This is a genomic window from Paenibacillus sp. FSL R5-0908, assembly GCF_038006245.1.
Classification (GTDB): Bacteria; Bacillota; Bacilli; order Paenibacillales; family Paenibacillaceae; genus Paenibacillus_AQ; species Paenibacillus_AQ odorifer.
In genome coordinates this window covers 3,236,741-3,261,908 of the sequence record NZ_JBBOUV010000001.1, presented here as the reverse complement: position 1 = coordinate 3,261,908, position 25,168 = coordinate 3,236,741, and the positions used below count along the sequence as shown (strand labels likewise).

22 protein-coding genes and 1 other annotated feature are annotated in these 25,168 nt (G+C 43.0%); of the genes, 9 read left to right on the top strand and 13 right to left on the bottom strand.

The window, feature by feature from the left end; translation table 11 throughout:
• Positions 1-2: 2 nt before the first annotated feature.
• Complete coding sequence (locus MKZ09_RS14525; protein WP_076202660.1) at positions 3-1,574, bottom strand: ABC-F family ATP-binding cassette domain-containing protein; 1,572 nt, start codon at positions 1,572-1,574, stop codon at positions 3-5.
• Between the two features lie 166 nt (positions 1,575-1,740).
• On the opposite strand from MKZ09_RS14525, the gene MKZ09_RS14520 reads away from it, so the two are divergent.
• Positions 1,741-3,978, top strand: a complete 2,238-nt coding sequence (locus MKZ09_RS14520; protein WP_256719162.1) for a pectate lyase family protein — start codon at positions 1,741-1,743, stop codon at positions 3,976-3,978.
• Positions 3,979-4,800: 822 nt separating this feature from the next.
• Here the strand turns inward: MKZ09_RS14520 and MKZ09_RS14515 are convergent.
• Positions 4,801-5,922 carry a DUF4179 domain-containing protein gene (locus tag MKZ09_RS14515; RefSeq protein ID WP_076135576.1) on the bottom strand — a complete coding sequence of 374 codons (1,122 nt, stop codon included), beginning with the start codon at positions 5,920-5,922 and terminating at the stop codon, positions 4,801-4,803.
• Positions 5,915-6,451 (bottom strand): sigma-70 family RNA polymerase sigma factor, encoded by a 537-nt coding sequence (locus MKZ09_RS14510; RefSeq protein WP_076202655.1) that lies wholly within the window; start codon positions 6,449-6,451, stop codon positions 5,915-5,917. Before MKZ09_RS14510 ends, MKZ09_RS14515 begins: the two co-directional genes overlap by 8 nt.
• Before the next feature lie 224 nt (positions 6,452-6,675).
• On the opposite strand from MKZ09_RS14510, the gene MKZ09_RS14505 reads away from it, so the two are divergent.
• The gene (locus MKZ09_RS14505) at positions 6,676-7,071 is read left to right on the top strand and encodes a winged helix-turn-helix transcriptional regulator (RefSeq protein ID WP_179089528.1); all 396 of its coding nucleotides are present in this window, start codon (positions 6,676-6,678) and stop codon (positions 7,069-7,071) included.
• A 150-nt stretch (positions 7,072-7,221) separates the two neighbouring features.
• Here the strand turns inward: MKZ09_RS14505 and MKZ09_RS14500 are convergent, their stop codons facing one another.
• Positions 7,222-7,647 carry a hypothetical protein gene (locus MKZ09_RS14500; RefSeq protein WP_036686349.1) on the bottom strand — a complete coding sequence of 142 codons (426 nt, stop codon included), beginning with the start codon at positions 7,645-7,647 and terminating at the stop codon, positions 7,222-7,224.
• A 197-nt stretch (positions 7,648-7,844) separates the two neighbouring features.
• Positions 7,845-8,127: a binding site (T-box leader), on the top strand.
• Positions 8,128-8,229: 102 nt separating this feature from the next.
• Between MKZ09_RS14500 and trpS the strand changes: the two genes are divergently transcribed.
• Positions 8,230-9,225, top strand: coding sequence for a tryptophan--tRNA ligase (trpS, locus tag MKZ09_RS14495; RefSeq protein WP_076202651.1), 996 nt, complete (start codon positions 8,230-8,232; stop codon positions 9,223-9,225).
• Between the two features lie 69 nt (positions 9,226-9,294).
• Here the strand turns inward: trpS and MKZ09_RS14490 are convergent, their stop codons facing one another.
• The 3 genes from MKZ09_RS14490 to MKZ09_RS14480 all read right to left on the bottom strand — a co-directional run bounded on the left by MKZ09_RS14490 (position 9,295) and on the right by MKZ09_RS14480 (position 11,541).
• Complete coding sequence (locus tag MKZ09_RS14490; protein WP_076135568.1) at positions 9,295-10,527, bottom strand: aminopeptidase; 1,233 nt, start codon at positions 10,525-10,527, stop codon at positions 9,295-9,297.
• Between the two features lie 104 nt (positions 10,528-10,631).
• Positions 10,632-11,090, bottom strand: a complete 459-nt coding sequence (locus tag MKZ09_RS14485) for a hypothetical protein (protein WP_076135567.1) — start codon at positions 11,088-11,090, stop codon at positions 10,632-10,634.
• 103 nt (positions 11,091-11,193) lie between these two features.
• A complete protein-coding gene (locus MKZ09_RS14480) occupies positions 11,194-11,541 on the bottom strand; it encodes a hypothetical protein (protein ID WP_076202648.1) in 348 nt (115 codons plus the stop codon).
• Between the two features lie 152 nt (positions 11,542-11,693).
• On the opposite strand from MKZ09_RS14480, the gene MKZ09_RS14475 reads away from it, so the two are divergent.
• Both MKZ09_RS14475 and MKZ09_RS14470 read left to right on the top strand, forming a co-directional pair.
• Positions 11,694-12,830: a VanZ family protein gene (locus MKZ09_RS14475; protein WP_076202645.1), complete on the top strand. Its 1,137-nt coding sequence runs from the start codon at positions 11,694-11,696 to the stop codon at positions 12,828-12,830.
• An 87-nt stretch (positions 12,831-12,917) separates the two neighbouring features.
• The gene (locus tag MKZ09_RS14470) at positions 12,918-14,357 is read left to right on the top strand and encodes a serine hydrolase domain-containing protein (RefSeq protein ID WP_076202641.1); all 1,440 of its coding nucleotides are present in this window, start codon (positions 12,918-12,920) and stop codon (positions 14,355-14,357) included.
• Between the two features lie 66 nt (positions 14,358-14,423).
• On the opposite strand, the gene MKZ09_RS14465 is transcribed toward MKZ09_RS14470, so the two are convergent.
• A complete protein-coding gene (locus MKZ09_RS14465) occupies positions 14,424-15,188 on the bottom strand; it encodes an exodeoxyribonuclease III (protein WP_076135766.1) in 765 nt (254 codons plus the stop codon).
• A 191-nt stretch (positions 15,189-15,379) separates the two neighbouring features.
• Between MKZ09_RS14465 and MKZ09_RS14460 the strand changes: the two genes are divergently transcribed.
• Together MKZ09_RS14460 and MKZ09_RS14455 are read left to right on the top strand one after the other, a co-directional pair.
• On the top strand, positions 15,380-16,525 hold the full coding sequence (locus MKZ09_RS14460) for an MFS transporter (protein ID WP_076135559.1): 1,146 nt from the start codon (positions 15,380-15,382) through the stop codon (positions 16,523-16,525).
• A 162-nt stretch (positions 16,526-16,687) separates the two neighbouring features.
• Positions 16,688-16,975, top strand: a complete 288-nt coding sequence (locus MKZ09_RS14455) for a hypothetical protein (RefSeq protein ID WP_036686338.1) — start codon at positions 16,688-16,690, stop codon at positions 16,973-16,975.
• 60 nt (positions 16,976-17,035) lie between these two features.
• Here MKZ09_RS14455 and MKZ09_RS14450 read toward each other — a convergent pair whose 3' ends face one another.
• Positions 17,036-17,896: a helix-turn-helix transcriptional regulator gene (locus MKZ09_RS14450; RefSeq protein ID WP_076202637.1), complete on the bottom strand. Its 861-nt coding sequence runs from the start codon at positions 17,894-17,896 to the stop codon at positions 17,036-17,038.
• Between the two features lie 128 nt (positions 17,897-18,024).
• On the opposite strand from MKZ09_RS14450, the gene fabF reads away from it, so the two are divergent.
• Positions 18,025-19,263, top strand: coding sequence for a beta-ketoacyl-ACP synthase II (fabF, locus tag MKZ09_RS14445; RefSeq protein ID WP_076202633.1), 1,239 nt, complete (start codon positions 18,025-18,027; stop codon positions 19,261-19,263).
• 84 nt (positions 19,264-19,347) lie between these two features.
• On the opposite strand, the gene MKZ09_RS14440 is transcribed toward fabF, so the two are convergent.
• From MKZ09_RS14440 to MKZ09_RS14425, 4 genes are all read right to left on the bottom strand, one after another.
• On the bottom strand, positions 19,348-20,820 hold the full coding sequence (locus MKZ09_RS14440; protein ID WP_370511162.1) for a glycoside hydrolase family 43 protein: 1,473 nt from the start codon (positions 20,818-20,820) through the stop codon (positions 19,348-19,350).
• Positions 20,821-21,003: 183 nt separating this feature from the next.
• On the bottom strand, positions 21,004-22,071 hold the full coding sequence (locus tag MKZ09_RS14435) for an ABC transporter ATP-binding protein (RefSeq protein WP_076135552.1): 1,068 nt from the start codon (positions 22,069-22,071) through the stop codon (positions 21,004-21,006).
• A gap of 139 nt (positions 22,072-22,210) precedes the next feature.
• Positions 22,211-22,750 (bottom strand): HXXEE domain-containing protein, encoded by a 540-nt coding sequence (locus MKZ09_RS14430; RefSeq protein WP_076202625.1) that lies wholly within the window; start codon positions 22,748-22,750, stop codon positions 22,211-22,213.
• Positions 22,751-22,817: 67 nt separating this feature from the next.
• Positions 22,818-23,780 carry a phosphotransferase family protein gene (locus MKZ09_RS14425; protein WP_076135764.1) on the bottom strand — a complete coding sequence of 321 codons (963 nt, stop codon included), beginning with the start codon at positions 23,778-23,780 and terminating at the stop codon, positions 22,818-22,820.
• A gap of 179 nt (positions 23,781-23,959) precedes the next feature.
• On the opposite strand from MKZ09_RS14425, the gene fabV reads away from it, so the two are divergent.
• Positions 23,960-25,150: an enoyl-ACP reductase FabV gene (fabV, locus tag MKZ09_RS14420; protein ID WP_076202621.1), complete on the top strand. Its 1,191-nt coding sequence runs from the start codon at positions 23,960-23,962 to the stop codon at positions 25,148-25,150.
• The last annotated feature ends 18 nt before the right edge of the window (positions 25,151-25,168 follow it).

Genomic DNA, 25,168 nt, shown 5'->3' with positions numbered 1-25,168 from the left:
TCCTAGACATTTTGCTCAGTAATGCCTAATTCAGGGTCAAAGGTGAGCATTTTCGTCGCTATTTTATCAATAAAAAACCGATCATGACTTACTGTTACTACAGCGCCAGGAAAATGAATCAACGCCTGCTCCATCACCTGAATACTAGTTAAATCCAAATGGTTAGTGGGCTCATCTAAAATAATGACAGCAGCTCCGGAGAGAAGGCATTTCGCTAAAGCCACTCTGGCCTGCTGTCCACCTGAAAGGCTGCCAATCGTTTTACTCAGATCCATTTCCGAGAATTGCAGCATCGATAGAAATTTATTCACCTTTTTCCGCGGTGCGTCCAGTCCCAGTCCATAAACATTTACGGCATGGCTGACAGTATCTTTATGATCCAGCTCATCCCACATCTGATTAAAGTACGCATAACCGACCCCTCGTTCCCAAGTCACTTCCCCCGATTCCGGTGCTTCTTGTCCAGTCAGTACCTTGATGAGTGTCGACTTTCCGCTGCCGTTCGGACCCACGATAGCTATCCGGTCTTCCTTTTGAATATCGAAGCTAATGTTCTGGAAGATGGAGCGGCCATCATAACTTTGTCCAATCCTCTTCACTTCCGCCAGCTTGTCAGGAAAACGTAAATTGCTATAGATATCAGTGATTAATACGTTAACAGGATGAGGTTCCACTCGTTTTTTCATATCCGTTAGCTTACGCGAAAGACGATCCTTAGAGGACTTCTTACTACCGCGGTTTTCAATGGCCTCAGACTCCATAAGGAGAAGTTCTTCTTCCCACTCAAATTGCCGATCGAGCACTTTTTTGCGCATCTTCTTTTTACGAACGTAATCGGTATAATTCCCTTCATATTCCTGGAAATGATAGTTCTCGATTTCTATCGTCCGCGTGACCACTCTGTCAATAAATTGCCGATCATGAGAGACCAGAAGCATCGCCCCATTGAAACGGTGCAGCCACTGCTCCAACCATACGATCCCTTCCATATCCAAAAAATTAGTAGGCTCATCGAGCAATACAACATCGGGCCCTTCAATTAAGACTTTAGCCAGTGCCGCGCGGTTCCTCCAGCCTCCAGATAACTCCTCTACAGGTTGATGCCGCGATCTCTCATCGAATCCTAATTTAGTCAGCACCGTATTGATTTCCACAGATACATTCCAGCCATCCAAATGCTCCATTTGTTCAAAAAGCTCAGCTTGGCGCTCTAAAAGTGCATTCATCTGGACATCATCCGACACCTGCCCAAGCTGTTCTCCTATTTGGTTAAGCTCCTGTTCAATGTTTGCTACCTCTTCGAAGCAAAGTTCTAGCTCTTGTTGTACAGACAAAGACCCGGAAAGCTCCGAAAATTGAGAGAAGTAGCTGATCTTCACATTGGGATCTAATTCTACTTTTCCTGCCGTTGGCTCCTCTTTTCCCATTATCAGCTTAAAAACAGTAGATTTACCTGCTCCATTTCGTCCGATTAAGCCAATACGTTCGCCCTTGCTCACACGAAAATAAATATCTCGAAAGATCAATGTATTCTCATATTTCTTAGTTACGTTCTCCATTCGGATTACGCTCAAGTCTATCACTCCTAGTTCGTATAGATCAGAATTCATCGTTGAATACCCAAAAAGCTATTATAGCACTAATTAAAAAAGGACTTTATAATCATATTATTACTTATATTTATTTCCGATATATGTATTTATATTAATATAAATTTATAAATATATAAGGAGGATTACAATGAGTTTACTAAAATCAATTAAGAAAAATGTGAGTGTTACTATGTGCATAACCCTGCTCTTTTCTCTTTTTATTGTGTATCCGGCAAGTGCTTCTAACTTCTTCCAAGACCGCTTTGAAGAGGGCGATAATCTATGGACGTCCAATAGTGGGAATTGGACTATTGTTGAGGACGAAGGCAACAGCGTATATTACCAGTCTGCCACAAAAGAAGGACGTACTTCTGCAGGTGATCCAGCCTGGAGCGATTACACTGTGGAAGCGGATGTAAAAGTAGTTGATTTTAATGGCTCAAACAGAACTTATGTTGCAGGCAGATACATAGATGGAAATAATTTTTATGCAGCTTCTTTGTATAATAATAATGATGGCATGCTGGAAATCAGAAAGAAGGTTTCTGGATCTACTACAACTTTGTCCAGCAAACCTTACGCTCTGCAAACAGGAGTTTGGTATAATGTAAAACTCGAAATGAGCGGAAATACCATCAACTTGTATATAAATGATACGCTGGAGCTCTCAGCTTCCGATTCCAAATTAAAAAAAGGTGCAGCAGGGCTCGTTACCTTTAAAACAATTACGATGTTCGACAACGTGACCGTTTCTGACACCAATGGCACTACGCCGACACCAACACCTACTTCTACGCCGACACCTACTGCTACGCCATTAACGACTGCTTCACCAACGCCTACTGCTACGCCGATACCGACTGCTTCACCAACGCCTACTGCTACGCCGATACCTACTGCTACACCGACACCGACTGCTAAACCGATACCGACGGCTATACCGACACCGACTGCTACGCCGATACCTACTGCTACACCGATACCGACTGCTACACCGATACCTACTGCTACACCGATACCTACTGTTTCACCCACGCCTACACCGGTTCAGGTTAGTGAATATGATTTGGCTGGGTTTGCCACAGGAACAACAGGTGGTGGAAATATCCAAGAAACCAGTCCACTCTATAAAAAGGTATATAGCGCAGAAGATCTTGCCACTGCACTGAGAAAAGGATCCAAAATAAAGGTTATTGAAATTATGAACGACTTGGATCTGGGATGGAATGAAATTTCTGATGCGGCAAAGATCTCCCCATTTAGCGCTCATAACAGTGCTTTAACACATCCCGTATTAATAGAGACTGGTGTCAGCAAAGTGTCTATAGACAACTTCGACGGTTTGACCATTTTCTCTGCTAAGGGTGCAACCATTAAACATGCCGCTTTTACTTTTAAAAGAAGCTCTAACGTCATCATCCGCAACCTTGAATTTGATGAGCTGTGGGAATGGGATGAAGCAACCAAAGGAAATTACGATAAAAACGACTGGGACTACATCACCATTGAGAACAGCAACAACGTATGGATCGACCACTGCACCTTCAATAAATCTTATGACGGAGTTGTCGATGTTAAAAAAGGCAGTAACGGCGTCACCATTTCATGGTCATCCTTCTTAGGGGATGATAGAAACGCAAACAGCTGGGTTACTCAGCAAATTAATGCAATGGAAGCCGACAAGGCTGCCTATCCCATGTACGCTTATTTAAGAAGCAGCTCAGTTGGCCTAAGTAAAGACGACATCATTGCGATTGCCGCTAGCCAAAAAAAGGGCCATTTAATAGGCGCAACAGAGTTTGCAGCTGATAATGCGCTTCTTTCTGTGACGCTCCATCACAACTACTATAAAGATATACAAGACCGTATGCCCCGCCTTCGTAGTGGTAATGCGCATGCCTATAACATTGTAATGGACAACGAAGATACCAGATTGGCTAAAAAACGTCTAACCTCCGCTATGGAAAAAGCGATCTCAAGCAAGGGGTATCATTTCGGGGTTACAAGTAACGGAGCCATCTCGACAGAAGGAGGAGCTGTATTACTTGAAAGTTCTGTAATCATTGATGTAGTGTATCCTCTTCGCAACAATCAAGCGGATGCAAGTAATAGCAAATATACAGGTGCAATCGCAGCTTTAGATACGATCTATTCACTAGATGGAGCAACGTTCAGAGGAGACAGTACAGCTAAGAACAGCCCTCTCTCCCCTGCACCCGCTGCCGTTAAAGCATTTGCATGGAACGGATTAACAACACTACCTTATAGCTACACTTCAGATGACCCAGCTAGTCTAAAATCTAGACTTACCTCTGTTGACGGCTCAGGGGCAGGCAAATTGTCCTGGTCAAACAAGGAATGGTTGATAACAAATTACAGCAACTAACTCGACTAATGCGACTAACTAATCACTGAACACGTACTCCCATAACTACAACGAGAAAAGTTACTAACTTAGTTGCCACATTAGCGCCACCTTTGCACCAAATTAGCACCATATTAGTGCTACTAGCGCCATATTAACGCCACATTAGCACCAAATTAGCAAACTTTTGTACCGCACTAACGCCACTTTTGTTCTGCCGAAATAGCTAAGACGCTCAGACGGTGATTTACAGTTTACTGTGCAGTATTTACGAGGCTAGACGACGATTTTACAGTTTACAGTGCAGTATTTACGAGGCCAGATGGTTCGGACTCAGGAGCCCTTATTTCGAAGAATCCGGGCATTTCGCAGTGCTATCGGACTCAGATGCAGCTATTCAACCCAATATGCTCTGTTTTGGTGTGGATTTAGACCAATAAGAGCTATGCAGTCCGAAAACTAAGCAAAATGGTCCAAAAAGCCAAAATAGCTGCAATACAGTCCGTTAGGAGTGTTACGCGCGTGAGGAACATAAGAAACCTGAGAAACATGAGGCGCCTGAGGAACATGAGGCGCCTGTGAAACGTGAGGAGCCTCATGGTTCTCACTCGCGTATGGAACGTGAGGAACATTAAGCACCTATTGCCCGTGAGGAGCATTATGCACATACAGTCCTGATAGGAGCATCAGGACTTTGTTCTCATTTAACAAGTGGCGCGTTTGGTGTTAAAAGGTAACTCACAAAGTTAGTATAATGTCCCTACAATAGCAAAAAGGCCGCAACCAGCGGCCTTTTTGCTATATAACAACTCCCAACGCATATTCACTAATATCGTATACCGCTCATTTTTTCAGAATATCAATATACTCTTCTTTCTCTCGATCTGCCCCCGCATTAAGCTTCAGTCGTAGAGACTTCGGGTGATCCAACACATTACTGCTGAAGTAACTTATAAATCCATCATCAGATCCACTACCAGAATTCGGATTAATTTTAATGTCGCGCTTCCCAACCTGCGCTGTTAATTCATAGGGGAGCTTTTGAAACAGTTCATTTCGGACGATCCAATCCGTTTTCAATTCCTCATTTATCGTAAATTTAAGCGCTATGCTTAACGGAGAAAGCTCGACTTCGGCTAGTTTTACTTCCTGTCCGTCAATTATGAAAGGGTGGTCAACAACTAATGTCTCCGTCTTCAGCTCCCAAAACTTAGGATCAATAGAGAAGTTCACTTTTAAACGATCAGAATACCGCATGTCGGATAAAACCGTTCCTGTTTTCGGTTTACTTAACATTCCCGGGTCTACTGAGGCAATCTGAAAATCCGCAACTACGTCTGTTGGCCTTGGTTTATTTCGGTCCAGTGAAAATACAGTTTTGCCGAGCCATGTATATAGGGTTCCCTCTGCGTGTGCTCCCATTCCTCCCCTATTCCCATTCTCCTCCATTACATCTCGTCCAGTTTCAGCATCTGTCAGCTTCACACTATTTACACTGTACACTTCCTGACCATCACTTGTTGTCCCCGTATACAGCAGCATGATTTTATTTTCATCAGCAAGCACAGCATTTAGAGTAATTTTATATCCATTTGATTCAGCACTCTTATTAACGATTTGTACATAATCATTCCGGATTGCAGACTCTAGTGTAAGAGCATCAATATCAGCTGCAGCCAATGTTTTAAAAGGCTCCAATACGCCCCAATCAAACGTTTCAACACTCGAAGTCCCTTGCTGCGGCAACAGCTGGGTTGGATTGAAGAACAGCAAGCCCGCTATCATCACTGCAGCCGCCAGCACAGACATCGCGCTTTTTGTGAACATTAACCTTCTGCCACGTTTCTTGCCTAATTCCAAACCTGCTTGGATCGCATAGATTTGAGCGGCTGCATTCTCTATTTTTTGTTCTTGTGGGATACGTTCGGCATCGCTTAACATGGCAAGCTCCTCTTGACTACTCATTGTTCCATTCACCCCGATTCTTTATGATGGTTCGCAACTGCTTGAGCCCCTTATGCTGCCAAGTCTTAACCGTCCCTTCGGGTTTATTCATAATGATAGCAATCTCAGTCAAGGTCATATCATTGTAGTATTTTAGCAGCAGTACATGGCGATACTTGGGCTTAACCTGCTCGAGTGCCCATAGCATTTCCATCCGATGATGGCCAATGTGTGTGACCTGTTCTCCTATTCTTTCATCTACCAGCGGCATGGAACGTTTTCTTCGTCTTTGTTCATCTATACAGACATAAATTAGAATTCGAATAATCCATGATTTGAATGCTTTGGGGTCCTTTAAAGTTTTTCTATTAATCCAAGCCCGGCAAGTCATTTCCTGCATCGCTTCCAGCGCATCGTTTCGGTTCCGCAAGTAACTATAAGCAATACTGTACAGTTGTTCTCTATGTACCAATATCGAATCGTAAAAATCTGTCTCGCTCCGAGTATCAAGAATCGTTACTTTTTTCATTTCTGCATTAGTCATCGTCATATCCTTCCTTAGCCTCCTCTCTTCAACCTTTCATAGATTAAGACGGGGGAGGTATAGAAACGGTTTTTATTTCGTTTAGCTTTTTTTGCCCAAAGCTCTCTAAATTATAGCATTCTATAAAAATTGAACGAAAAATGTTATGATAGGTTAAATTGGACATAATCAATAGTACGCACTTAAAAGTGCCATAGGTGCTAAAAAGTACCCATACCTTGGAGGTTATCATGACAACAACAACAACAACAACAACAACAACAACTATCAAGAAAAAATACAATATTTCTGTTGAAGCCACACTAGAGGTCATCGGAGGGAAATGGAAATGCGTAATTCTATGTCATTTAACTCATGGCAAAAAACGCACCTCCGAGTTAAAACAGTTGATGCCCGGCATTACTCAAAAAATGTTAACCCAGCAGCTACGCGAGCTTGAGGCAGATGGAATCATCAACCGAATTGTTTATAATCAGGTTCCACCAAAAGTAGAATACGAGCTTAGTGAATATGGTGATAGTTTAAGCGATATTTTGACTGCATTATGTAATTGGGGAGAACAACATATCATTAAGCAATTCGGCGATAAATACGCTGTTTTAGAGGATAACATTTTAAATAAATAAACCGCTCTATCAAAGAAATGGTTGGAGATTTATGCTGTGAGAGTTGTACTTCAATTATACGCCCACGAAAAAAGAACAGCTGAATCAGATCGATTCAACTGTCCAAAGCTTTGATTCACCCGTCCCTTGAATGGCGCACAGGAACATAACTTAAATTACGCCCTCTCCTCCAATTGCAGTTGCTGTGAATGATATGGGTCCAAATAGATTTATAGGCAAGTTGCTATCATTCTGAATTACCAATTCATAGTTGTGGACTCCAATATAAGCACCATCAACCCACTGAGCACTTAATTGAATATCAGTAATTGTAGTAAAACGATAAAAGGATCTATAAATATCGACTCCAGCTCGTCGGATGATAACAAGAAATTGGCTATTAGCAAGTGCAGTAAGACTAAAACTACCATTTAACTCGACTCTACTGGAGAAAGAAGCCGGATTAGCCGGACTTATATTTACTTGCGCTGTGGCTAGACCCGCTCCAGCTCCAGGAATCCCTGCAACCGTTATAGCAGTAGTAAACGGATCTAACGGGATTTTTGCCTGTGACCCATAACTTATTATTGTCGCCATTTATCATCACTCCATTTCAAGGTTATAGAATAGTATATTGTGAATCCGCAATGATAGATTGGACTAAATTCCTGATGATTATATACATTTAAGGTATACTTTGCTAGATCATATAAACCTAGATACCTCGTCAATCAACATACGATTTCCACTCATTGACAACACCCCTGTTCAGCATTACAATAATTCACATATCATGAACAACGATGACAAAGGGTAAGTAGACAGACGAACATGGTCTTCAGAGAGCCGGTGGTAGGTGCGAACCGGTGACCAGCGTATGCTCGAATGGCCTTTATAGTTGTTTTTCCGAACTCTCTTAATGGATACAGTAGGGAAAACCGGGGTTCCCGCCGTTATCATGGGACCTGTATCGAGAATAAATTCAACCTCTCCGTACAGGTAAGAGAAGATCGAAAGCCAAGAATCGTAAGGTGACACGATCATTTAAGGTGGTACCACGACAACTTCGTCCTTATTGGATGAGGTTTTTTTGTCATTTAAAGGAGGTGATGGCCATGGATGATGGCTGGTGGTGGCGACTCGAGTGTAACCAAATGCTAAATAACTGGAGGAATTTATATGATGAACGAACGTGTCTTAACAGGAGATCGAGTGACTGGAAAGCTTCACCTTGGCCATTACGCCGGCAGCTTGCAGACCCGAGTAGCTCTTCAGGAGCAATATGAAACTTTTGTGTTTTTGGCGGATATTCAAGCCCTAACGACCCATTTTGATCGTCCGCAGCTGCTGGGTCAACATCTGCATGAGATCACACTGGACTATTTATCTGTGGGTATAAATCCGGAGAAAACAACTACATTTATTCAATCGATGATCCCTGAAATCGCAGAGCTGACCATCTTGTTCTCTATGTTTGTTACTGTGAATTCTTTACGGCATAATCCCACGATTAAAGCCGAATCGAAAAATTCGAGCTTAAATGAATTGTATTACGGTTTTCTTGGTTATCCAGTTAGTCAGACTGCTGACATAACATTTTGTAAAGCAACGATCATTCCTGTAGGGGAAGACCAGCTCCCTCATCTGGAATTAACCCGCAAAATCGTCCGCAGATTCAACGAGCTGTACAGCCCGATACTGGTGGAACCCAAAGCGCTAATCAGTGAGACGCCGAGGCTTGTGGGCACGGATGGCAACGCTAAAATGAGTAAAAGCCTTGGCAATACCATCGAACTGGACTCCACTAAGGAAGAGATCATCTTTAAGATACGAAAAGCCACAACCGATCCAGCGCGTGTGTATAAAAATGATCCTGGACATCCAGATATCTGTCCTATTTTTGCTTATCATGGTGCTTTTCGCTCAGCGGGGGTAACCGAAATTCGTGAAGGCTGTGAGCGGGGTACCATGGGTTGTTCTGCTTGCAAACAGTTGATTTCGACAGCTCTAGATCAGCTTATAGAACCGATGCGAGAGCGTCGTTCCTATTATGCTACTAAGCCCAAGCTTGTGCAGGAAATCTTAATCTCTGGAACACAGCATGCCCGCAGCATTGCTCAAGAAACAATGGCCGAAGTACGTGAGGCTATGAGTCTTAACTATTTTTCAATCTAAAAATGACCAGTATAGACACTCAAAAAAAGCCGGAATCTCATTGGAAGAGATCCGGCTTTTTTCTTCTCCTTACAACACCCAATTTCCCTTACGGAATACGGGTTCAATCGTGCCGTCCGCCAGCTCTCCGTCAATATCCAGCTCTGCCGAACCGATCATAAAATCGACATGAGTTAAGCTGACATTAGCTCCTCTAGCCACAAGTTCTTCGTTCGTAAGCTTTGTGCCGCCTTCAATATTTACAGGATAAGCACTTCCTAGTGCGAAATGGCAGGAGGCATTCTCATCAATCCCTGTATTGTAAAAAATGCGGTTCAAGCGAGAGATTGGAGAATCATGCTGCACTAAGGCTACTTCTCCTAGATAAGATGCACCTTCATCCGTTGCCAACAGTGAGGTTAAATGCTCGCGTCCGGATTCAGCTTCATAAGCTACGACTTTCCCTTTTTCAAAAGTGAATGAAAGTCCTTCAACTAACCGTCCATTCAAATTAAGAGGTAGCGTGCTTCTAACTGTGCCATTAACGCCAGTACGATGGGGCATGGAATAAATCTCTTCCGTTGGCATATTAGCTACAAAATAAACGCCTTTATCATTCTCACCGCCACCCCCGCGCCATAAATGACCTTCCGGAAGCTCTACATGCAGATTCGTTCCCGGAGCACGGTAATGCAAGCTTTTATAACGTTTAGCGTTCATTCTGTCCTGACTTTCTTTCAACTGACCAATATGCTCTCTCCAAGCAGCTACCGGATCATTGCTGCCCACACGATTCATCTGGAATACAGCTTCCCACATCGCCTCTACCCGCTCTTCTTCAGGAAGATCGGCAAAAACCTTGTTCGCCCAAGCACGTGTTGGCGCTTTGACCAGAGACCAGCTAATTTTGCTGTTCCGAGTATATTTAGAGTAGTTCTTGCGAGCAACAGCTGCTGCTTTGACTGCTCTAGATACCTTAGAAGAATCAATGCCATTAAACAGTTCAGGATCAGGTACTTTAATATGTAAGATGGCACCATTCTCTTCCGCGAATTTCTCCATCATCTCAGCCTGCCACTGTGGATAGTAATCGAAAGAATCCTCTGGGGCTTTTTCATAACGGATCCGTGTAGTTGCTTCATCGTCCCAGTCAACAATTACATATTTAGCTCCCGCTTCATAGGCTTTCGCTACAATCAAGCGAGTAAGTTCTACGGTTTCTATCGGTGCATGTACCATAAGGACTTGTCCAGGCTGTACATTTACTCCTACTTTTACAACTAGGTTCGCATATTTCTCCAGCATTACTTCAAAATCTTTCATGATTTCTCTTCCTCCATCTCTAGGGTTGCTATAAGCACTCGGTCAGCTTCACTTCTTATTTTAACGCAAAACGAAGATAGTTGCGATTCGATTTAGATTCTCAGCTACTTTACTTCAGGTATTTCCCCTGTATAGACACCTAGAGCATTCTTATGAATCTCTACAAAGGACGTTCCGATCTGCTTGTTATTGTGGTAAGCCATCACTGTGATCTTGGGATCCTGAGGTTCATCTATTTGCTTATTCTCCCCATCCATTGGACTCCAATAAATTTGATCTCCAGATTTGATTTTCAGCTCAAGACCTTTGTTATGCACCTTGTAGTCGGGGGGGTTCCATAACAATAAATTGCCGGAAGTAGCCTGTACCTTGATAACATCCGCCCCTTCAGCAGTTATAAGCATAGGTAATCCTGGAGCACTACTATCAGTCACCCTGTATTCCGCTGTTGGGATCATAACATCCGGTTTCACCTCAAGTGATTGATTATTATGCCGCAACATAAAGAAGAAAAAAAGTAAAATCGTTAAGCCCATTACGCTTCCGATGATTATTTTTTTCACTATTCAACCTCCCTTCCACCCTAATACTGTAACATATTTCCTTAATCTGGACAGTTATCAGCCAAATAAAGCGGCTCCCGCGAGGAACCGCTCACTTCAACCCCTATTTTTTATCCACCTGTAACAGTGTCACTGTCTTCAAAGCATAAGTATGCATGATTTTATCCTCTGAAATTACATTCAACTTGGTCAAGCTTGCCACCTTTGCCGGATCTGATTTGGAGAGCAAACGCCACACTTCAGGGTCCGATAAGGTCTCATATAACTTTGCATCATCATATTCTTTGCGGTTTTGCACGACCAGCTTCACTTTATAACTGCCAATTTCAGTCTCGGTGGTTTCCTGCTCACTACAATAATTTAAAATATTCTGACGAAGCTCGGCCAATTCTTTTTCAATATCTTTTTGCTTTTGCTTGAGCCGATAATACTGCTGAACCTTTTTCTCCATCCACTTCACGCTCCTTCATAGACATATGTATGCCGGAAACGTTCGATAAATTAGTTGAGTTCCCTATCATAAAAACTTATAATGAGCCGGGGATAGCTAATCTCCAAGTAGAGTCAAATTTCTTATAAAAACAATTCCACGGCAGGTGACTTATGTTTCATTCGTACTTTTTTCCAATTTCGTATGCGTTCATGATGTTTCCAATAGCAGCGCTGGTCTTCACACTACCTTTTCTTATCGTACAATACCGCAGACATGGCTATATACATAAGCTTAGAGCTTTAATCCTATATCTGCTGCTGCTCTATCTGATGAACGCTTATTTTCTTGTCTTGCTTCCTTTTCCATCCTCCCGGCACAATGCTGCACCTTCTGGGAGTATCGTTCAATTCATTCCCCTTCAGTTTATTCAGGATATTGTGGATGGATCGTCGATCATCCCTGATCAAATCTCGACCTACTGGTCATTACTACGCGAGCCTGCATTTTTACAGGTCATTTTTAACGTTGCATTAACCGTACCGTTTGGAATGTTTCTGGGCTATTATTTTCGTACCCGCTGGGTCGTGTGCATTCTACTATCCTTTGCCTTTTCTTTGTCCTTTGAGATCACGCAGATTACAGGAATTTATGGTTTCTTCGATCATCCTTACCGTCTTTTTGATGTCGATGATCTCATTACCAACACAATCGGAGGGATTTTTGGATTTCGAATTTCCATTTGGATCTCCGGGCTATTGCCACGTATAGAACAACTGGATACAAACATTGACCGCTCAGCCAAAAGAGTCTCCTATACCCGCAGAGGAATAGCTTTTCTAATCGATAGTATGGTGTGGAGCATCGGGTTTGGGGTACTCTTCGGATTCGATATAAAAGCTGCCTTCTGGATTGTAACTGGTATTTACTTCATGCTTGTTCCGGCTCTCACGGGCGGACGGACCTTAGGGAAATGGATGGTGCGGATTCGGGTGAAGAGCAGCGGGAATCATGCTTTTTTCTGGGCTCTGATGATCAGATATGGCCTGCTATATTGGGTGCTGCTTGGGATTCACGCTCTTTTGCTTGATTCCTCCCTTCTAGGGCATCTTTCCTCCGTATGGAATATGCTTATTCATCTGTTTGTTCTATTGATAGACTTGGCTTTCTTTATTCATTTAGTCATTAGTATATTCAAAAAAGAAACTCAGCTAATATATGAGAAACTAAGTCGAACTTCTCATGTTATTTCTTGGCCAGAGAAACGGCTCCAATCTGATGTATCCAGCAACAGCCCTGTAGAAAGCTAAACAAGTTATTATATAAATGGTATTTTTACATTGGAAATTATTATAGAATTAGGAGGTGAGCATTCTCAAAATTTAGGAGATGAGCGTATGGAAACTACAAGCAATTTGCAGTTATCTAGAAGTCTTCCAGAAGAACAGGGGATTTCATCAACTGCAATATCCAGCTTTATTAATGCAGTAGAGGAACAAAATTTAGGCCTGCACAGCTTTATGCTACTACGACATGGTTATGTAGTCTCTGAAGGCTGGTGGGCTCCTTACAGGTCCGTTCTTCCGCATATGTTATTTTCCCTTAGCAAAAGCTTCACCTCAACCGCAATCGGGTTTGCTGTTACTGAGAAACTTATTACACTCGATGATTCTGTCCTCTCCTTTTTCCCTGAAGAGGCTCCTTCGACTATCACGGAGAACCTGTCTAATATGACAATCAGACATCTATTGATGATGGGTACCGGGCATGTCGTGGATACTATGGACACACTTCGCAAAAGTGCCGACGGGAATTGGGTGAAAGCTTTCTTCTCCGTCCCAGTCGAGAAACAACCAGGTACACATTTCCTATATAATACCGGTGCTACTTACATGCTGGCCGCGATCCTACAACGGGTTACTGGCCAAACACTGCTAGAATATTTAGAACCACGCCTCTTCGTTCCTCTGGGCATTCACGGTGCAACGTGGGAGTCTTGTCCACGTGGAATAAACACAGGGGGATTTGGCTTAAACATTACAACCGAGGATATCGCTAAATTCGGCCAGCTATACTTACAAAAAGGAATCTGGAATAATCAACGGGTACTGCCTGAAAAATGGATTAATGAGGCTACTTCCAAACATATTTCCAATGGCGATGGTGATCATGACTGGGCAATGGGATATGGGTATCAGTTCTGGCAATGCCAGCACGGTGCTTACCGGGCAGATGGCGCCTTCGGTCAACTCTGTGTCGTGCTTCCGGAGCAAGATGCCGTAATTATTACTACTGCTGCATCAGACAGTATACAAGGAATGTTGAATGCTGTGTGGGAACATCTGCTTCCCGCGATGAAGCCAGCTCCCTTGCCATTAGAACCTGCTGCTTCTGCCCACTTGGTTGAACAATTAAAGAATCTATCTATCCAACCGCCACAACTGCAGCCCTCTTCATCACAAGAAGAAAGAATAAACGGCTTAACCTATAAGCTCGATGACAACCAATTTGCCTTGGACACCTTCTCTATCTTTTTCAATAACAACGAAGCTGCAGTTACTTTCCAATCCAAGATTGGAGAGGAGTCTGTGATCCGTCTTGGTCGAGGGGAATGGCTCGAAAGCTTCGCACAGGTCATTGATGCTTCCTTAAACCGAATCATGTCCAGCTTTAATTGGGTTACTGATGATCAGCTACAGCTTACTTTATTGTTTATTGAAATGCCTTTTTGCATAACTCTTGAAATAATCTTACTAGAGAAGCAGCTAATTCTTAAACAAAAGTTTAATGTGAATATGGGACCGACTGAATTCCCTGAGATCATTGGCAGACTATAATTCTTAATGAAAAAAAAGGCCGCTTCGTCCTTTAAAGAGACTTAGCGGCCTTTTAAATATTCGATCCTAGTCTGTGAAATCAGCAAGCTTGAGGATGACCGGGCAGTGATCGCTCCCCATAATGTGGCAATCAATTTGGGCATCCAGCAGATTAGGTGCAAGTCTAGAAGAAGCTAGGAAATAATCAATCCGCCAGCCTACATTCCGTTCTCTCACCTTCGGCATATAAGACCACCATGAATAAACACCTTCAAGCTCTGGATGAAAATATCTAAAGGTATCTATGAAGCCGGACTCCAGCAGCGTACTCATTTTTCCTCTTTCTTCATCGGTAAAGCCAGAGTTTCCGCGGTTAGCTTTAGCATTTTTGATATCAATATCCTGATGGGCTACGTTCATATCACCGCATACAACGACTGGTTTTAGCTTGTCCAGTTCCAGAAGGTAATTGCGGAAGCGGTCCTCCCATTCCATTCTGTAATCCAATCTAGCCAGATCTCGTTTGGCATTTGGTGTATACACATTCACTAGATAAAAATGTTCGAACTCCAGCGTAATAATCCGGCCTTCCGCTTCCTCATCCTCTTCCATTCCGTATCTCGCAGAGATCGGCTTGATTTTGGTGAATATAGCTGTGCCTGAATACCCTTTTTTCACTGCATAATTCCAATATTGATAGTATTCTTCACCCTGTTCCAGAACAATCTGCCCTTCTTGCAGCTTCGTCTCCTGAACACAGAAAATATCTGCTTCTACTTCCTTAAAATAATCATCAAACCCTTTTTTCACACAGGCCCGAAGACCATTCACATTCCATGATACCAACTTTATCATTAACGTTTCTCCTTGCATTTTGCTTTGATAGTAACCAGTTTATCATATTACGGCCAGAAATTTATAGAGGGTTAGAGTCATCTTGAGCAGTTCCGTGAATAGATTTATGTCCTAATCATTTATTATCCATGATACAATAGCAAAATTGACTCTATACAAATTATCTAACACGTGAGGTAAAAAAACTTATGAATGCACCAAATCTTTTACGAGGGTTTAACTTTTTGTATTTTGCTCTGCTAGCCATGTTTATTCCCTTTCTGCCAGTCTATCTAAGTGAACAAGGTCTAAGCCCATCGCAAATCGGCTTCATTATTGGAACTGGTGGATTTGTTACCATCGTTGCCCAGCCTTTATGGGGGATGATCAGTGATAAAACGAAAACCATCCGCAAAGTGCTGTTAGCTCTGCTGTTATGCTCAGCGGTAACCGGATACTTTTTATTCGATTCCAGCAGTTACGTTGTTCTCATTCTTTTTGCTATGCTGCTGTATTTCTTCTTGATGCCCATTGATCCGCTGACAGAAAGCTTGAATTTCCGAGTCTCTGAGGCGGCTGGAATTAGCTATGGTTCTATCCGTACATATGGTGCACTAGGTTATGGTGTTATGGCTCTGATTACTGGGTATGTGCTTGGTTTTTTCGGCTCTCATGGAATTGCTCTTCTGTTTGTTGCCATTTGCCTTATAAGCTTTATAGTAAGCTGGAACATGCCAGATGCCCCAGTCACAGGTAAGCCGGTCACGCTGGATAGCCTCAAGCACTTTTTTGGCAACAAAAAGACATTGATGTTTCTGGTGCTCATATTTATTAGCTCTGTACCCGCACGAATGAACGATACATTTATTGGAGTTTATATTCGTGAGCTTGGTGGCAGTCCTCAACTGGTAGGCCAATCGTTTTTCCTCGCGGCAATTAGTGAAATTATTGTCTTTGCATTAAGCTTCTGGTGGTTGCGTAAAGGAAAAGAACTGATTATCATATCGATTTCCGGAGCCTTCTATTTCCTTCGTTTTTTTATTTCAGCTTGGATCACTGATCCACACTTGTTAGCCTATTTGCAGATTCTGCAAATTCTTACCTTCCCTGTGTTCTACTCGGCTGCTATTCAATACCTGTACAGCATTGTACCTGAGGAATGGCGTGCTACAGGGCAAACCGTCCTTGCACTATTGTTCTTCGGTGTATCAGGTATCCTGGCTTCTTATGCTGGTGGGGCATTATATGATGCCTTTGGGGGTAAAGCTCTTTACTTAACGATCTCCGCAATGTCATTTGTCGGCATGCTATTCGGATTGATACTGTATCTGATTTATCGTAAAAAAACGGAATAAGCGTACGAAAATAAACCGGGGATTTCCCAGCCGCTTTCTAAGTGGCTATAGGACATCCCCGGTTTTTTCTATTAAAAAGTGCTAATTCACCATGGCATTCGCTCTAGCATTAATAGATTTTCAACATAGAATATCCTATCAAACGAAAAGGAGGTCGTTACTATGGCCATCGTATTACCGATTCAATATTTCAATTTAGCCCCTGTCATTGGTAAATCTTATTATGAAAACCTTGCAGGTGGTATTAACGCTGCTGTTACTGTGAACAATAACTCCAACTTCCCAGTAGATTTAGTAATCACTCGTGTGAATGCTCCAGTTATCACATACACGATTCCAGCGTTCAATAGCCTTACGCTTGCAGTTCATGCCCTTTTGGTAGCTGCACTCTTAAGCACTCCTGCTGGCACCACATTCGGAACTATTGAAATTTCAACATCAGATTTCTAATAGTGTAGTATTAAGCATCTCTAGCTGGAAGTTCAGCTAGGGATGCTTCTCTATGTGAATCTAGCTTAATCCTTCTATTATATGCTGCTCCATAAGCTGCTTTAGCTTGGTTTCAGTATTCGAATCTCCCGCAGGAGTATAGATGCTGCAGCGTAAATCCGCACTGCCATGAACCTGCAAAGAGGTTAGATGAAATAACATTTTCCCCGCCTTGGCATGTCTGAATTCTAGTAATACATCCGGGGCCGAGCTAACCCGACTTTGCTCCCACATCTCATTAAAAGCCGGATGCAATTCTTTCAATTCCTCTATAAATTCATCATACCAATGATCCTCTACATACTGTCCGTAATACGCTCTAAAGATAGAAAGATATCCGCTGACGAATTGTTCCCAATTCACAGCTAAGCGCCTAAACTCCTTACGAACAAATAACAATCGGATCATATTCCGCTCTTCGATGGGCAGCTTTGAGAAATCAAGAAAAACATGGGCGGCAGCTTCATTCCAACCGACGATCCCGCAACGTCTATCAGAAATTATCGTAGGACAATATTTGAGTTCCTGTAAAATTTTCTGCAGCGAAGGACTAATTACAGAAGATTCATCTTGCGGATAGGGTGTGGTTCCAGTTCCAGTTTCTAAAGCCAGTGCAAAAAGATACTTTCGCTCATCTTTAGTCAGCCTAAGTGCAGTGGCAATACAGTCCAAAACAGATGACGAGACTTTTATATCTCTGCCTTGTTCAAGCCACGTATACCAGGTACTGCTTACACCTGCAAGCTGTGCAACCTCTTCCCTGCGGAGTCCTGGCGTTCTTCTGCGTGTGCCTTCCGGCAAGCCTACAGAACTTGGTGAAATAGCCGCACGACGTGCTTTCAAAAAATCGGATAATGCTTGTAATCTTGTTTGATTAGCCATAAGCTACCTCCTACTTTGGGATTCCTGTTCCTTTAGTATAGTACAAATTATACTAGGATAAACGATAACTTGTAATAGGATAAATAAAGTGGAAAAATACTAGTATACACTAGCTGAGGAGGTTCATTATGGAACGCGTAGTGATTACAGGCATGGGCTTAATCTCACCACTTGGGAATACAATCGGGCAATTTTGGGATCGGCTAATTTCTGGTGAATCGGGTATAACCCCGATCACTTCATTTGATACAACAGGTTTTAAGACGAGAATTGCTGGCGAAGTACGTGATTTCGATGCAGAGGGCAGATTTGGGCGTAAAGAAGCACGCCGAATGGACAGATTCAGTCAGTTTGCCCTCGCAGCTACTGAAGAGGCTTGGAAACATTCTGGCCTCCAGCTTGATAAGATTGACAAGGAGAGACTTGGCGTTTATGTAGGATCTGGCGTTGGAGGCATTCAGACCTTGATGGATCAAGGTACGGTCCTGAAAGAGCGTGGACCTGATCGAGTCAGCCCTACCTTAATTCCCATGATGATCTCCAATATGGCTGCGGCGATGATCAGCATTAAATTTGGAGCTCTCGGCCCGACCATGTCTCCAGTAACAGCTTGTTCTATTGGCAATACTGCGATTGGCGAGGCCTTCCGTTTAATTCGTTATGGCGGTGCGGACATCGTTATAGCCGGGGGTTCTGAGGCTGCTATTACTGGAATCTCGCTGGCCAGCTTCGGGAATGCCACCTCTTTATCTACACGAAATGAGGAGCCTACTAAAGCGAGCCGCCCTTTCGATGGAGGACGGGATGGCTTTGTAATCGGTGAAGGTGGCGGCATAGTCATTCTTGAGTCACTCACCCATGCTCAGCGTAGAAACGCCAAGATTCACGGCGAAGTGATCGGGTATGGTGCTAGCTCTGATGCTTATCATATGGTTGCCACTCATCCAGAGGGGATTGGTGCCTATCAAGCTATGAAGTTAGCACTAAATGAAGCTAATCTCCAGCCCCACAATGTAGATGTAATCAGCGCGCATGCGACAAGTACAGTAGTAGGAGACCATTCTGAAACCCTAGCGATTAAAAAATTATTTGGCGAGCATGCCTACCACATCCCCGTAACCGCTAATAAGTCCATGACTGGACATGCTTTGGGGGCTGCTGGCGGCTTAGAAGCCATTGCGTTAGTTAAGAGTATCCAAGAAGGGATCATTCCTCCTACCATCAACCAGGACACGTCTGATTCCATCTGTGATTTGGATTACGTACCTAACATTGCACGAAAAGCTAATCTCGAAGTAGGCATCTCCAATTCCTTTGGCTTCGGCGGCCATAATGCTGTTATTGTAATCCGAAAGTTCGTAGACTGATCTTACATTATAAAAGGGGTTTCAACTTAGCCATTACACATGACTAGTTGAAACCCCTTCTGCTGTTAATCCTTTTAAACTATCTTATTCCGAAGGTGATACATGACTTCCCCAGATAGAAATCCCTTCATTAGAAACCGCGGTGAACGTCATAACATTACTGGCTGTAGCTTCATTCCACTCTTTCAGGAACACACCCTTATAAGTAGAACCACCTATCGTTAACTCTGCAGTATGATCGTCGATAAGCTTCCACTTGCCCTTTACCGCGCCTTTGATTTTACCACTCTTCGTCAATTGAATTAGCTCCGATTGCACGATATCTGCCGTAATCTCTTTATTATGATTCACATATTTGTATTCGCCTGCGATTTGCTCTTTCGTATACTTATCAATGGTCTCGCCACCATAACGGTGTGGTGCGACCACCGGCCAGCCATCAGCGTTCATGAACATCTGGTGTACTCTAACCTCATGCTTTTCACCACGATTCGGGAACCGTGTATGGAAGATCAAATAATATTTGCCAGTCTCTTCATCGTAAAATGCGGAGTTATGTCCTGGTGATACATATCCTTCTCCACTTACTGGTAGCTCATCGTCATTATTCAGGAATTCGAAATTCCCCATGAGTTTAACTCCGTAAGGAGCATAAGCAGGATCATCAAACAATACGCCAGCTGTGCCCTGTGAATCGATCATATCCTGGCCCTCAGAATCTTCAAAAGGTCCATCAGGTGTCTTCGAGCGGGCTACACGGATGTTATATCCGCCATCAGCAGCTAGCCCCCCGTAGGATAGGAACAGATAGTAGTAATCCGTCTCAGGACTGTACAGCATATAGGGAGCTTCTATCCGCGCATGATTTGCACCTAGAAGCTTTTTGCCATAACCTTGATCTGGCAGTGGGAATCCTGTACTTGTGTCCAGTTCCATAATAAAAATACCACCGGAATAAGAACCATACACCATCCACAATCTGCCTTCTTTATCAAAGAACACATCCGGATCTACTACATTCGGCTTTTGTGTGGCATCATAAGTTTCTCCGTCATCGCCTACGCCCACCATACCGGACTTTAGGAAGATCCCTTTGTTCTTATAAGGTCCTTCAATATGGTCTGACACGGCTATACCAAGTGCTGATAATGGGGAATCACCTTTACAGGCGTTGTAATACATATAATATTTTCCATCCGCCAATTGAATGACATCCGGTGCCCATAAAGTGTCCGTCTTTCCCCAGGTCAAGGCCTCATTTAATTCCTCTTTGACATTCGGGATGAGTACGTTTCCATCAACAACTCCAGAGGACAATTGAGTCCAGGACATCAGGTCGTCGGATTTAGCAGAAGCCAAATGCGAGCCAAACACATAGTACTTATTATCAGCCAAAATAATGGATGGATCATGTACAGAAACATTCTTGAAGACAGGCTGAACAGGTTCAGGTCCACTGTTTGTGTTACCAGAGTTAGCCGTATCGTTGTTACATGCGGTTACAGCTAATAATGAAACACTAAGTAAAGTAGTCATAATTATCTTTTTCATCGTTATACCCCCTATGTATGCCTTTTCATTTTGAGATGAAAACGATAAATAGTCAACCCTTTTATTTAATTAAGTTCGTATTAATTCATATTTATTTAAATAATAGTGAACATTGTAGAAAATAAAAAAAACGCCAAGCCAACTAAATGGCCTAGCGTTTCCTCTTATTATTTAGTTAAAACAAGTTGCTTACTTAGCGCCTTCTTGCACTAAAACTGGCTCTGGATAAGCGTTCTTAAGTATACGTTGTCTATTCTTAACGACTGTCGGCGGTTCCACCTTAGGAGCCATCGGATGCATTAACCAAGACTTCACCATATGGGTATCCGAAACCTTATACATTGGAGGCTCTTTCTCCATATCGATTTGCATCGCATAAGTGCTGCGAAGTGCGAAGGCATCACCCTTAGGCGGCTTGATCAAATCTGGAGGGGTACCAGGAATCGCGGTAAGCAAAGAACCTTTGCTCTCTAGACTTGGCATGGATGCAAGCAATCCCCAAGTGTAAGGATGTCTTGGATCGTAGAAGATCTCTTCTGCAGTTCCCATTTCAACAATTTGTCCGGCATACATTACTGCTACACGATCCGCCATTCTTGCTACAACACCAAGATCATGGGTGATAAAAATAATCGCCGTATCAATCTTCTTCTGCAATTCCTTCATCAGGTCAAGAATCTGTGCCTGAATGGTAACGTCGAGCGCTGTAGTTGGCTCATCCGCAATCAGAAGCTTAGGGTTTGCTGCAAGTGCCATTGCGATAACGACACGTTGACGCATACCGCCACTGAACTCATGCGGATATTGATTGAAGCGGCGCTCCGGTGAAGGAATACCTACTAGCGTAAGCAGTTCAACCCCACGTTTATTGGCAGCTTCTTTGGAGATTTTCTCATGTTTGTGCAGTACTTCAGTAATTTGTCTGCCGACCTTCATCATCGGGTTCAAGGAAGTCATCGGATCCTGAAAAATCATACCGATCTCTTTACCACGAATCTTCTGCATTTGCTTCTCAGTTTTACCGATCAAATCTTGTCCATCAAATAAAATTTGTCCACGTTTATATTCTCCTGGCGGCGTTGGAACTAGCTTCATTACCGCTTGTGAAGTTACACTTTTACCGGAACCGGATTCCCCAACTATCGCTAGAGTTTCACCTTTATCTACATGGAAGCTAACACCACGGATCGCTTGTACTTCTCCACCGTGTGTTTTGAATGATATCGCTAGATCTTTTACCTCTAAAAGGCGCTCCATCTTGTCACCCTCTCATTTCCTCGTCAATTATGATAATGATTCTCACCAAGTTGTAAGCAATAAGTATTATTTTATCTAGTTCTAAGGGTTCTAGTCAAGATTTTTCTGAAAAAGATATGGCCAGCAGCAGCCTTATGTACTAGATCTGTTTAATGCGAGCCCTATTCTTCACGAACATCCACATTATTGGCGGAAGCAGCAAAAGAACTAACAGCAGAGAACATCCAATATCTCCAAGGGATACCAAGTTGTCATTCAATAGTCGATAATACGCATAAAGAGAATAGGGAAGAACTACTAGTACTGCTGTAACTACCCCTGGTGTATATACCTTTAAATATATCGTCTGTCCTAGATGAGTAAATACATGTAAGAAAAATACCGCTAGCACTGCCAAGTACAATAAATAATTGGAAAAGAATACTGCAATACAAGTTACCGTCACTATCAAAATATACACGAATAATACGTCCATTGCAAAATTACGTGTAGTCATTTGTAACATCGAATGATACGTCTTGCGCATAAACAAAGGAATTGCGTCCTCTAACCTGGTTCTATACTTTGCACCCCATGCTTCAATCGTTAATATTTCTTCAAAATCATGGAACATAAATAGGATCGGCAACAGCCACAGCAAACTTACGATATCTATATGTACACTTAGCCACTCAAACATGTGAATCCTCCCCCTTCTCCTGCTCAACCTCCTTACCTTCTTATGTTGTGATCTAGCTGAAAATGTTCTAACCCATGAAACGGTCCCAACCTTCCAGCAGATTATCCTGTGCCCACTGGAAATGGCCTTGGCTATCGTATTTACGCGAATAACACTCAATGAAATAAATTAAATCGATATATAAGTCGTAGAGCTTTTTGCGTGCACATTCATTAGGGCTATCAAAGCTGTCCCCATAACCTCTGCAGAAATGCTCAGAATCCTCAATATAGCGAAAATAATATTCCATAAGGTGATCGCCCCATAACGCCCGTTCCCAATCGATTAAGGCAACAATGCTTCCCTCTCGCACAAATACATTCCCATCCCACAGATCCCAGTGAACTAAACGTGGCTCAGTGACCACATCCATCACATGTATACGGCTGTTGATCTCCGCCTCAATCGTTTCTAAAGGAATGGGCATCTTTGCCTTTAAGCGTCGAGCATCATCAAGGAGGTTGCCAATCAAATTTTGAAAGGTTTCCCTCCAAGAAGTCCCCTTTATCTTCGAGGATACATTAAATAATCCGAAATGATCCCCTTGAATCTCATTAATAATCCGGCTATAACGACCTAATTCTTCCTCAATACAACTTCTTTGCTGCGGACTAAGCTCTTCCTTAATTTCATTATAGGGCTGGCCGATTATTTTCTCCATGAAAAAAAAGTCACTCGATATTAAATTTCTGCTGTTGTCATAAGCGTATACCTCAGGCACAGGTACCGTTCCTTTAGACTTCATTAGCTGCATTGCCGCAACCTCTGTAGCCATGATATCGTGCTCGTAACTTAGCGTGTCTGTCTCATCGGATGGCGATATTTTAAGGATCGTAGCTCTGCCATCTGACAAAAGGAGGTCATAAGCTGCGTTGAAATAACCTCCCGTCAATTCCGTACTTTGAATGATTTTCACATGGCTTCCAAAGGCAGCACCCACCAGAATGTCCTGCTGCTCAACCGTCAATTTTGTTTTAGTCTGACTTTCCAAGACTTCACCACCATACAGAGTTAAGTAAAAATGCAAAAACCAACCTCATAAAAGCCCAGGATTCATTGTATTGGATACAAGAAAGATAAACAATCCTTCTCCATTGGAATGAAAATTGTTAAAATTAGAAATAACACGTATCATTAGCTGCTTTTCATGAAAGAGAGGAAACTATTATTATGATCATAAAACCTAGAACACGTGGCTTTATATGTACAACCGCACATCCGCAAGGCTGCGCTCGTCAAGTCGAGCGGCAAATTGAGTATATTAAGGCACAACCCGAGATCAAAGGACCCCGGAAGGTGCTTGTCATTGGCGCATCCACAGGCTACGGCCTCGCCTCACGGGTTACAGCCGCCTTTGGGGCTGGAGCCAGCACAGTAGGCGTATATCGGCCGAGCAGCAGCAATGGAGCCCGTACAGCCTCTGCTGGGTGGTACAATTCCGCCGCCTTCGAACAACTTGCGAAGTCTGCAGGTCTGCAATCCTACAGCGTTACGGGAGATGCGTACTCCAAAGAGACCAAAGACAGAACGATTCAGCTGATCCGCAGCGAATTAGGACAAGTCGATTTGGTCATCTACAGTGTTGCTTCTGGTCGCCGTACAGATCCGGAGACAGGTGAAGTATATCACTCTGTTCTCAAACCTATTGGCGACACCTTTACCAACAAAACTGTGAACTTTCATACGGGTGAAGTCACTCAAATCTCCATCGAACCCGCGACCGAAAAGGAAGTTCATGATACCATACGGGTGATGGGCGGTGATGATTGGCAGCTATGGATAGAAGCACTCCAGCAAGCCGGAGTATTAGCTGATCACGCAACCACTATTGCCTATTCGTATATCGGATCAGAGCTTACTCAAGCCGTATATCGCCAGGGAACGATTGGACTTGCTAAAGACCATCTCGAAGCTACGGCGAGAACACTTAACGAAGCGTTATCTGTTACTCACGGTAGAGCTTATGTAGCGGTCACAAAAGGTCTTGTCACACAGTCCAGCTCGGCGATCCCTGTCGTACCCCTCTATATTTCCGTCCTTTACAAAGTTATGAAAGAGCACGGTCTTCATGAAGGTTGTATTGAGCAAACCTATCGGTTGTTTGCTGAACATCTTTATGCAGCAAAAGGAACTCCTGTGGATGAAGAAGACCGTATCCGTATAGATGATTGGGAATTGTCTCCGGCAGTCCAGCAAGAAGTTATCGAAATCTGGGACCAGCTCACTTCAGACAATATCTACGACCTAACGGATCTGCATAGCTATAAACAGGAATTCTTCCAGCTATTTGGATTCGAGGCAGAAGGTGTAGATTACGAAGCTGACACTGATCCAGATGTAACTGTTATAAATCTGCGCTAAAAATTATCGTGTTTTTAG

Excerpts from the sequence above, each read along its gene's own strand:
- MKZ09_RS14520 (WP_256719162.1), top strand. The coding sequence starts at position 1,741 with ATGAGTTTACTAAAATCAATTAAGAAAAATGTGAGTGTTACTATGTGC.
- MKZ09_RS14515 (WP_076135576.1), bottom strand. The coding sequence starts at position 5,922 with ATGAGTAGTCAAGAGGAGCTTGCCATGTTAAGCGATGCCGAACGTATC.
- MKZ09_RS14510 (WP_076202655.1), bottom strand. The coding sequence starts at position 6,451 with ATGACGATGACTAATGCAGAAATGAAAAAAGTAACGATTCTTGATACT.
- MKZ09_RS14505 (WP_179089528.1), top strand. The coding sequence starts at position 6,676 with ATGACAACAACAACAACAACAACAACAACAACAACTATCAAGAAAAAA.
- MKZ09_RS14500 (WP_036686349.1), bottom strand. The coding sequence starts at position 7,647 with ATGGCGACAATAATAAGTTATGGGTCACAGGCAAAAATCCCGTTAGAT.
- trpS (WP_076202651.1), top strand. The coding sequence starts at position 8,230 with ATGATGAACGAACGTGTCTTAACAGGAGATCGAGTGACTGGAAAGCTT.
- MKZ09_RS14490 (WP_076135568.1), bottom strand. The coding sequence starts at position 10,527 with ATGAAAGATTTTGAAGTAATGCTGGAGAAATATGCGAACCTAGTTGTA.
- MKZ09_RS14480 (WP_076202648.1), bottom strand. The coding sequence starts at position 11,541 with ATGGAGAAAAAGGTTCAGCAGTATTATCGGCTCAAGCAAAAGCAAAAA.
- MKZ09_RS14475 (WP_076202645.1), top strand. The coding sequence starts at position 11,694 with ATGTTTCATTCGTACTTTTTTCCAATTTCGTATGCGTTCATGATGTTT.
- MKZ09_RS14470 (WP_076202641.1), top strand. The coding sequence starts at position 12,918 with ATGGAAACTACAAGCAATTTGCAGTTATCTAGAAGTCTTCCAGAAGAA.
- MKZ09_RS14460 (WP_076135559.1), top strand. The coding sequence starts at position 15,380 with ATGAATGCACCAAATCTTTTACGAGGGTTTAACTTTTTGTATTTTGCT.
- MKZ09_RS14455 (WP_036686338.1), top strand. The coding sequence starts at position 16,688 with ATGGCCATCGTATTACCGATTCAATATTTCAATTTAGCCCCTGTCATT.
- MKZ09_RS14450 (WP_076202637.1), bottom strand. The coding sequence starts at position 17,896 with ATGGCTAATCAAACAAGATTACAAGCATTATCCGATTTTTTGAAAGCA.
- fabF (WP_076202633.1), top strand. The coding sequence starts at position 18,025 with ATGGAACGCGTAGTGATTACAGGCATGGGCTTAATCTCACCACTTGGG.
- MKZ09_RS14435 (WP_076135552.1), bottom strand. The coding sequence starts at position 22,071 with ATGGAGCGCCTTTTAGAGGTAAAAGATCTAGCGATATCATTCAAAACA.
- MKZ09_RS14430 (WP_076202625.1), bottom strand. The coding sequence starts at position 22,750 with ATGTTTGAGTGGCTAAGTGTACATATAGATATCGTAAGTTTGCTGTGG.
- fabV (WP_076202621.1), top strand. The coding sequence starts at position 23,960 with ATGATCATAAAACCTAGAACACGTGGCTTTATATGTACAACCGCACAT.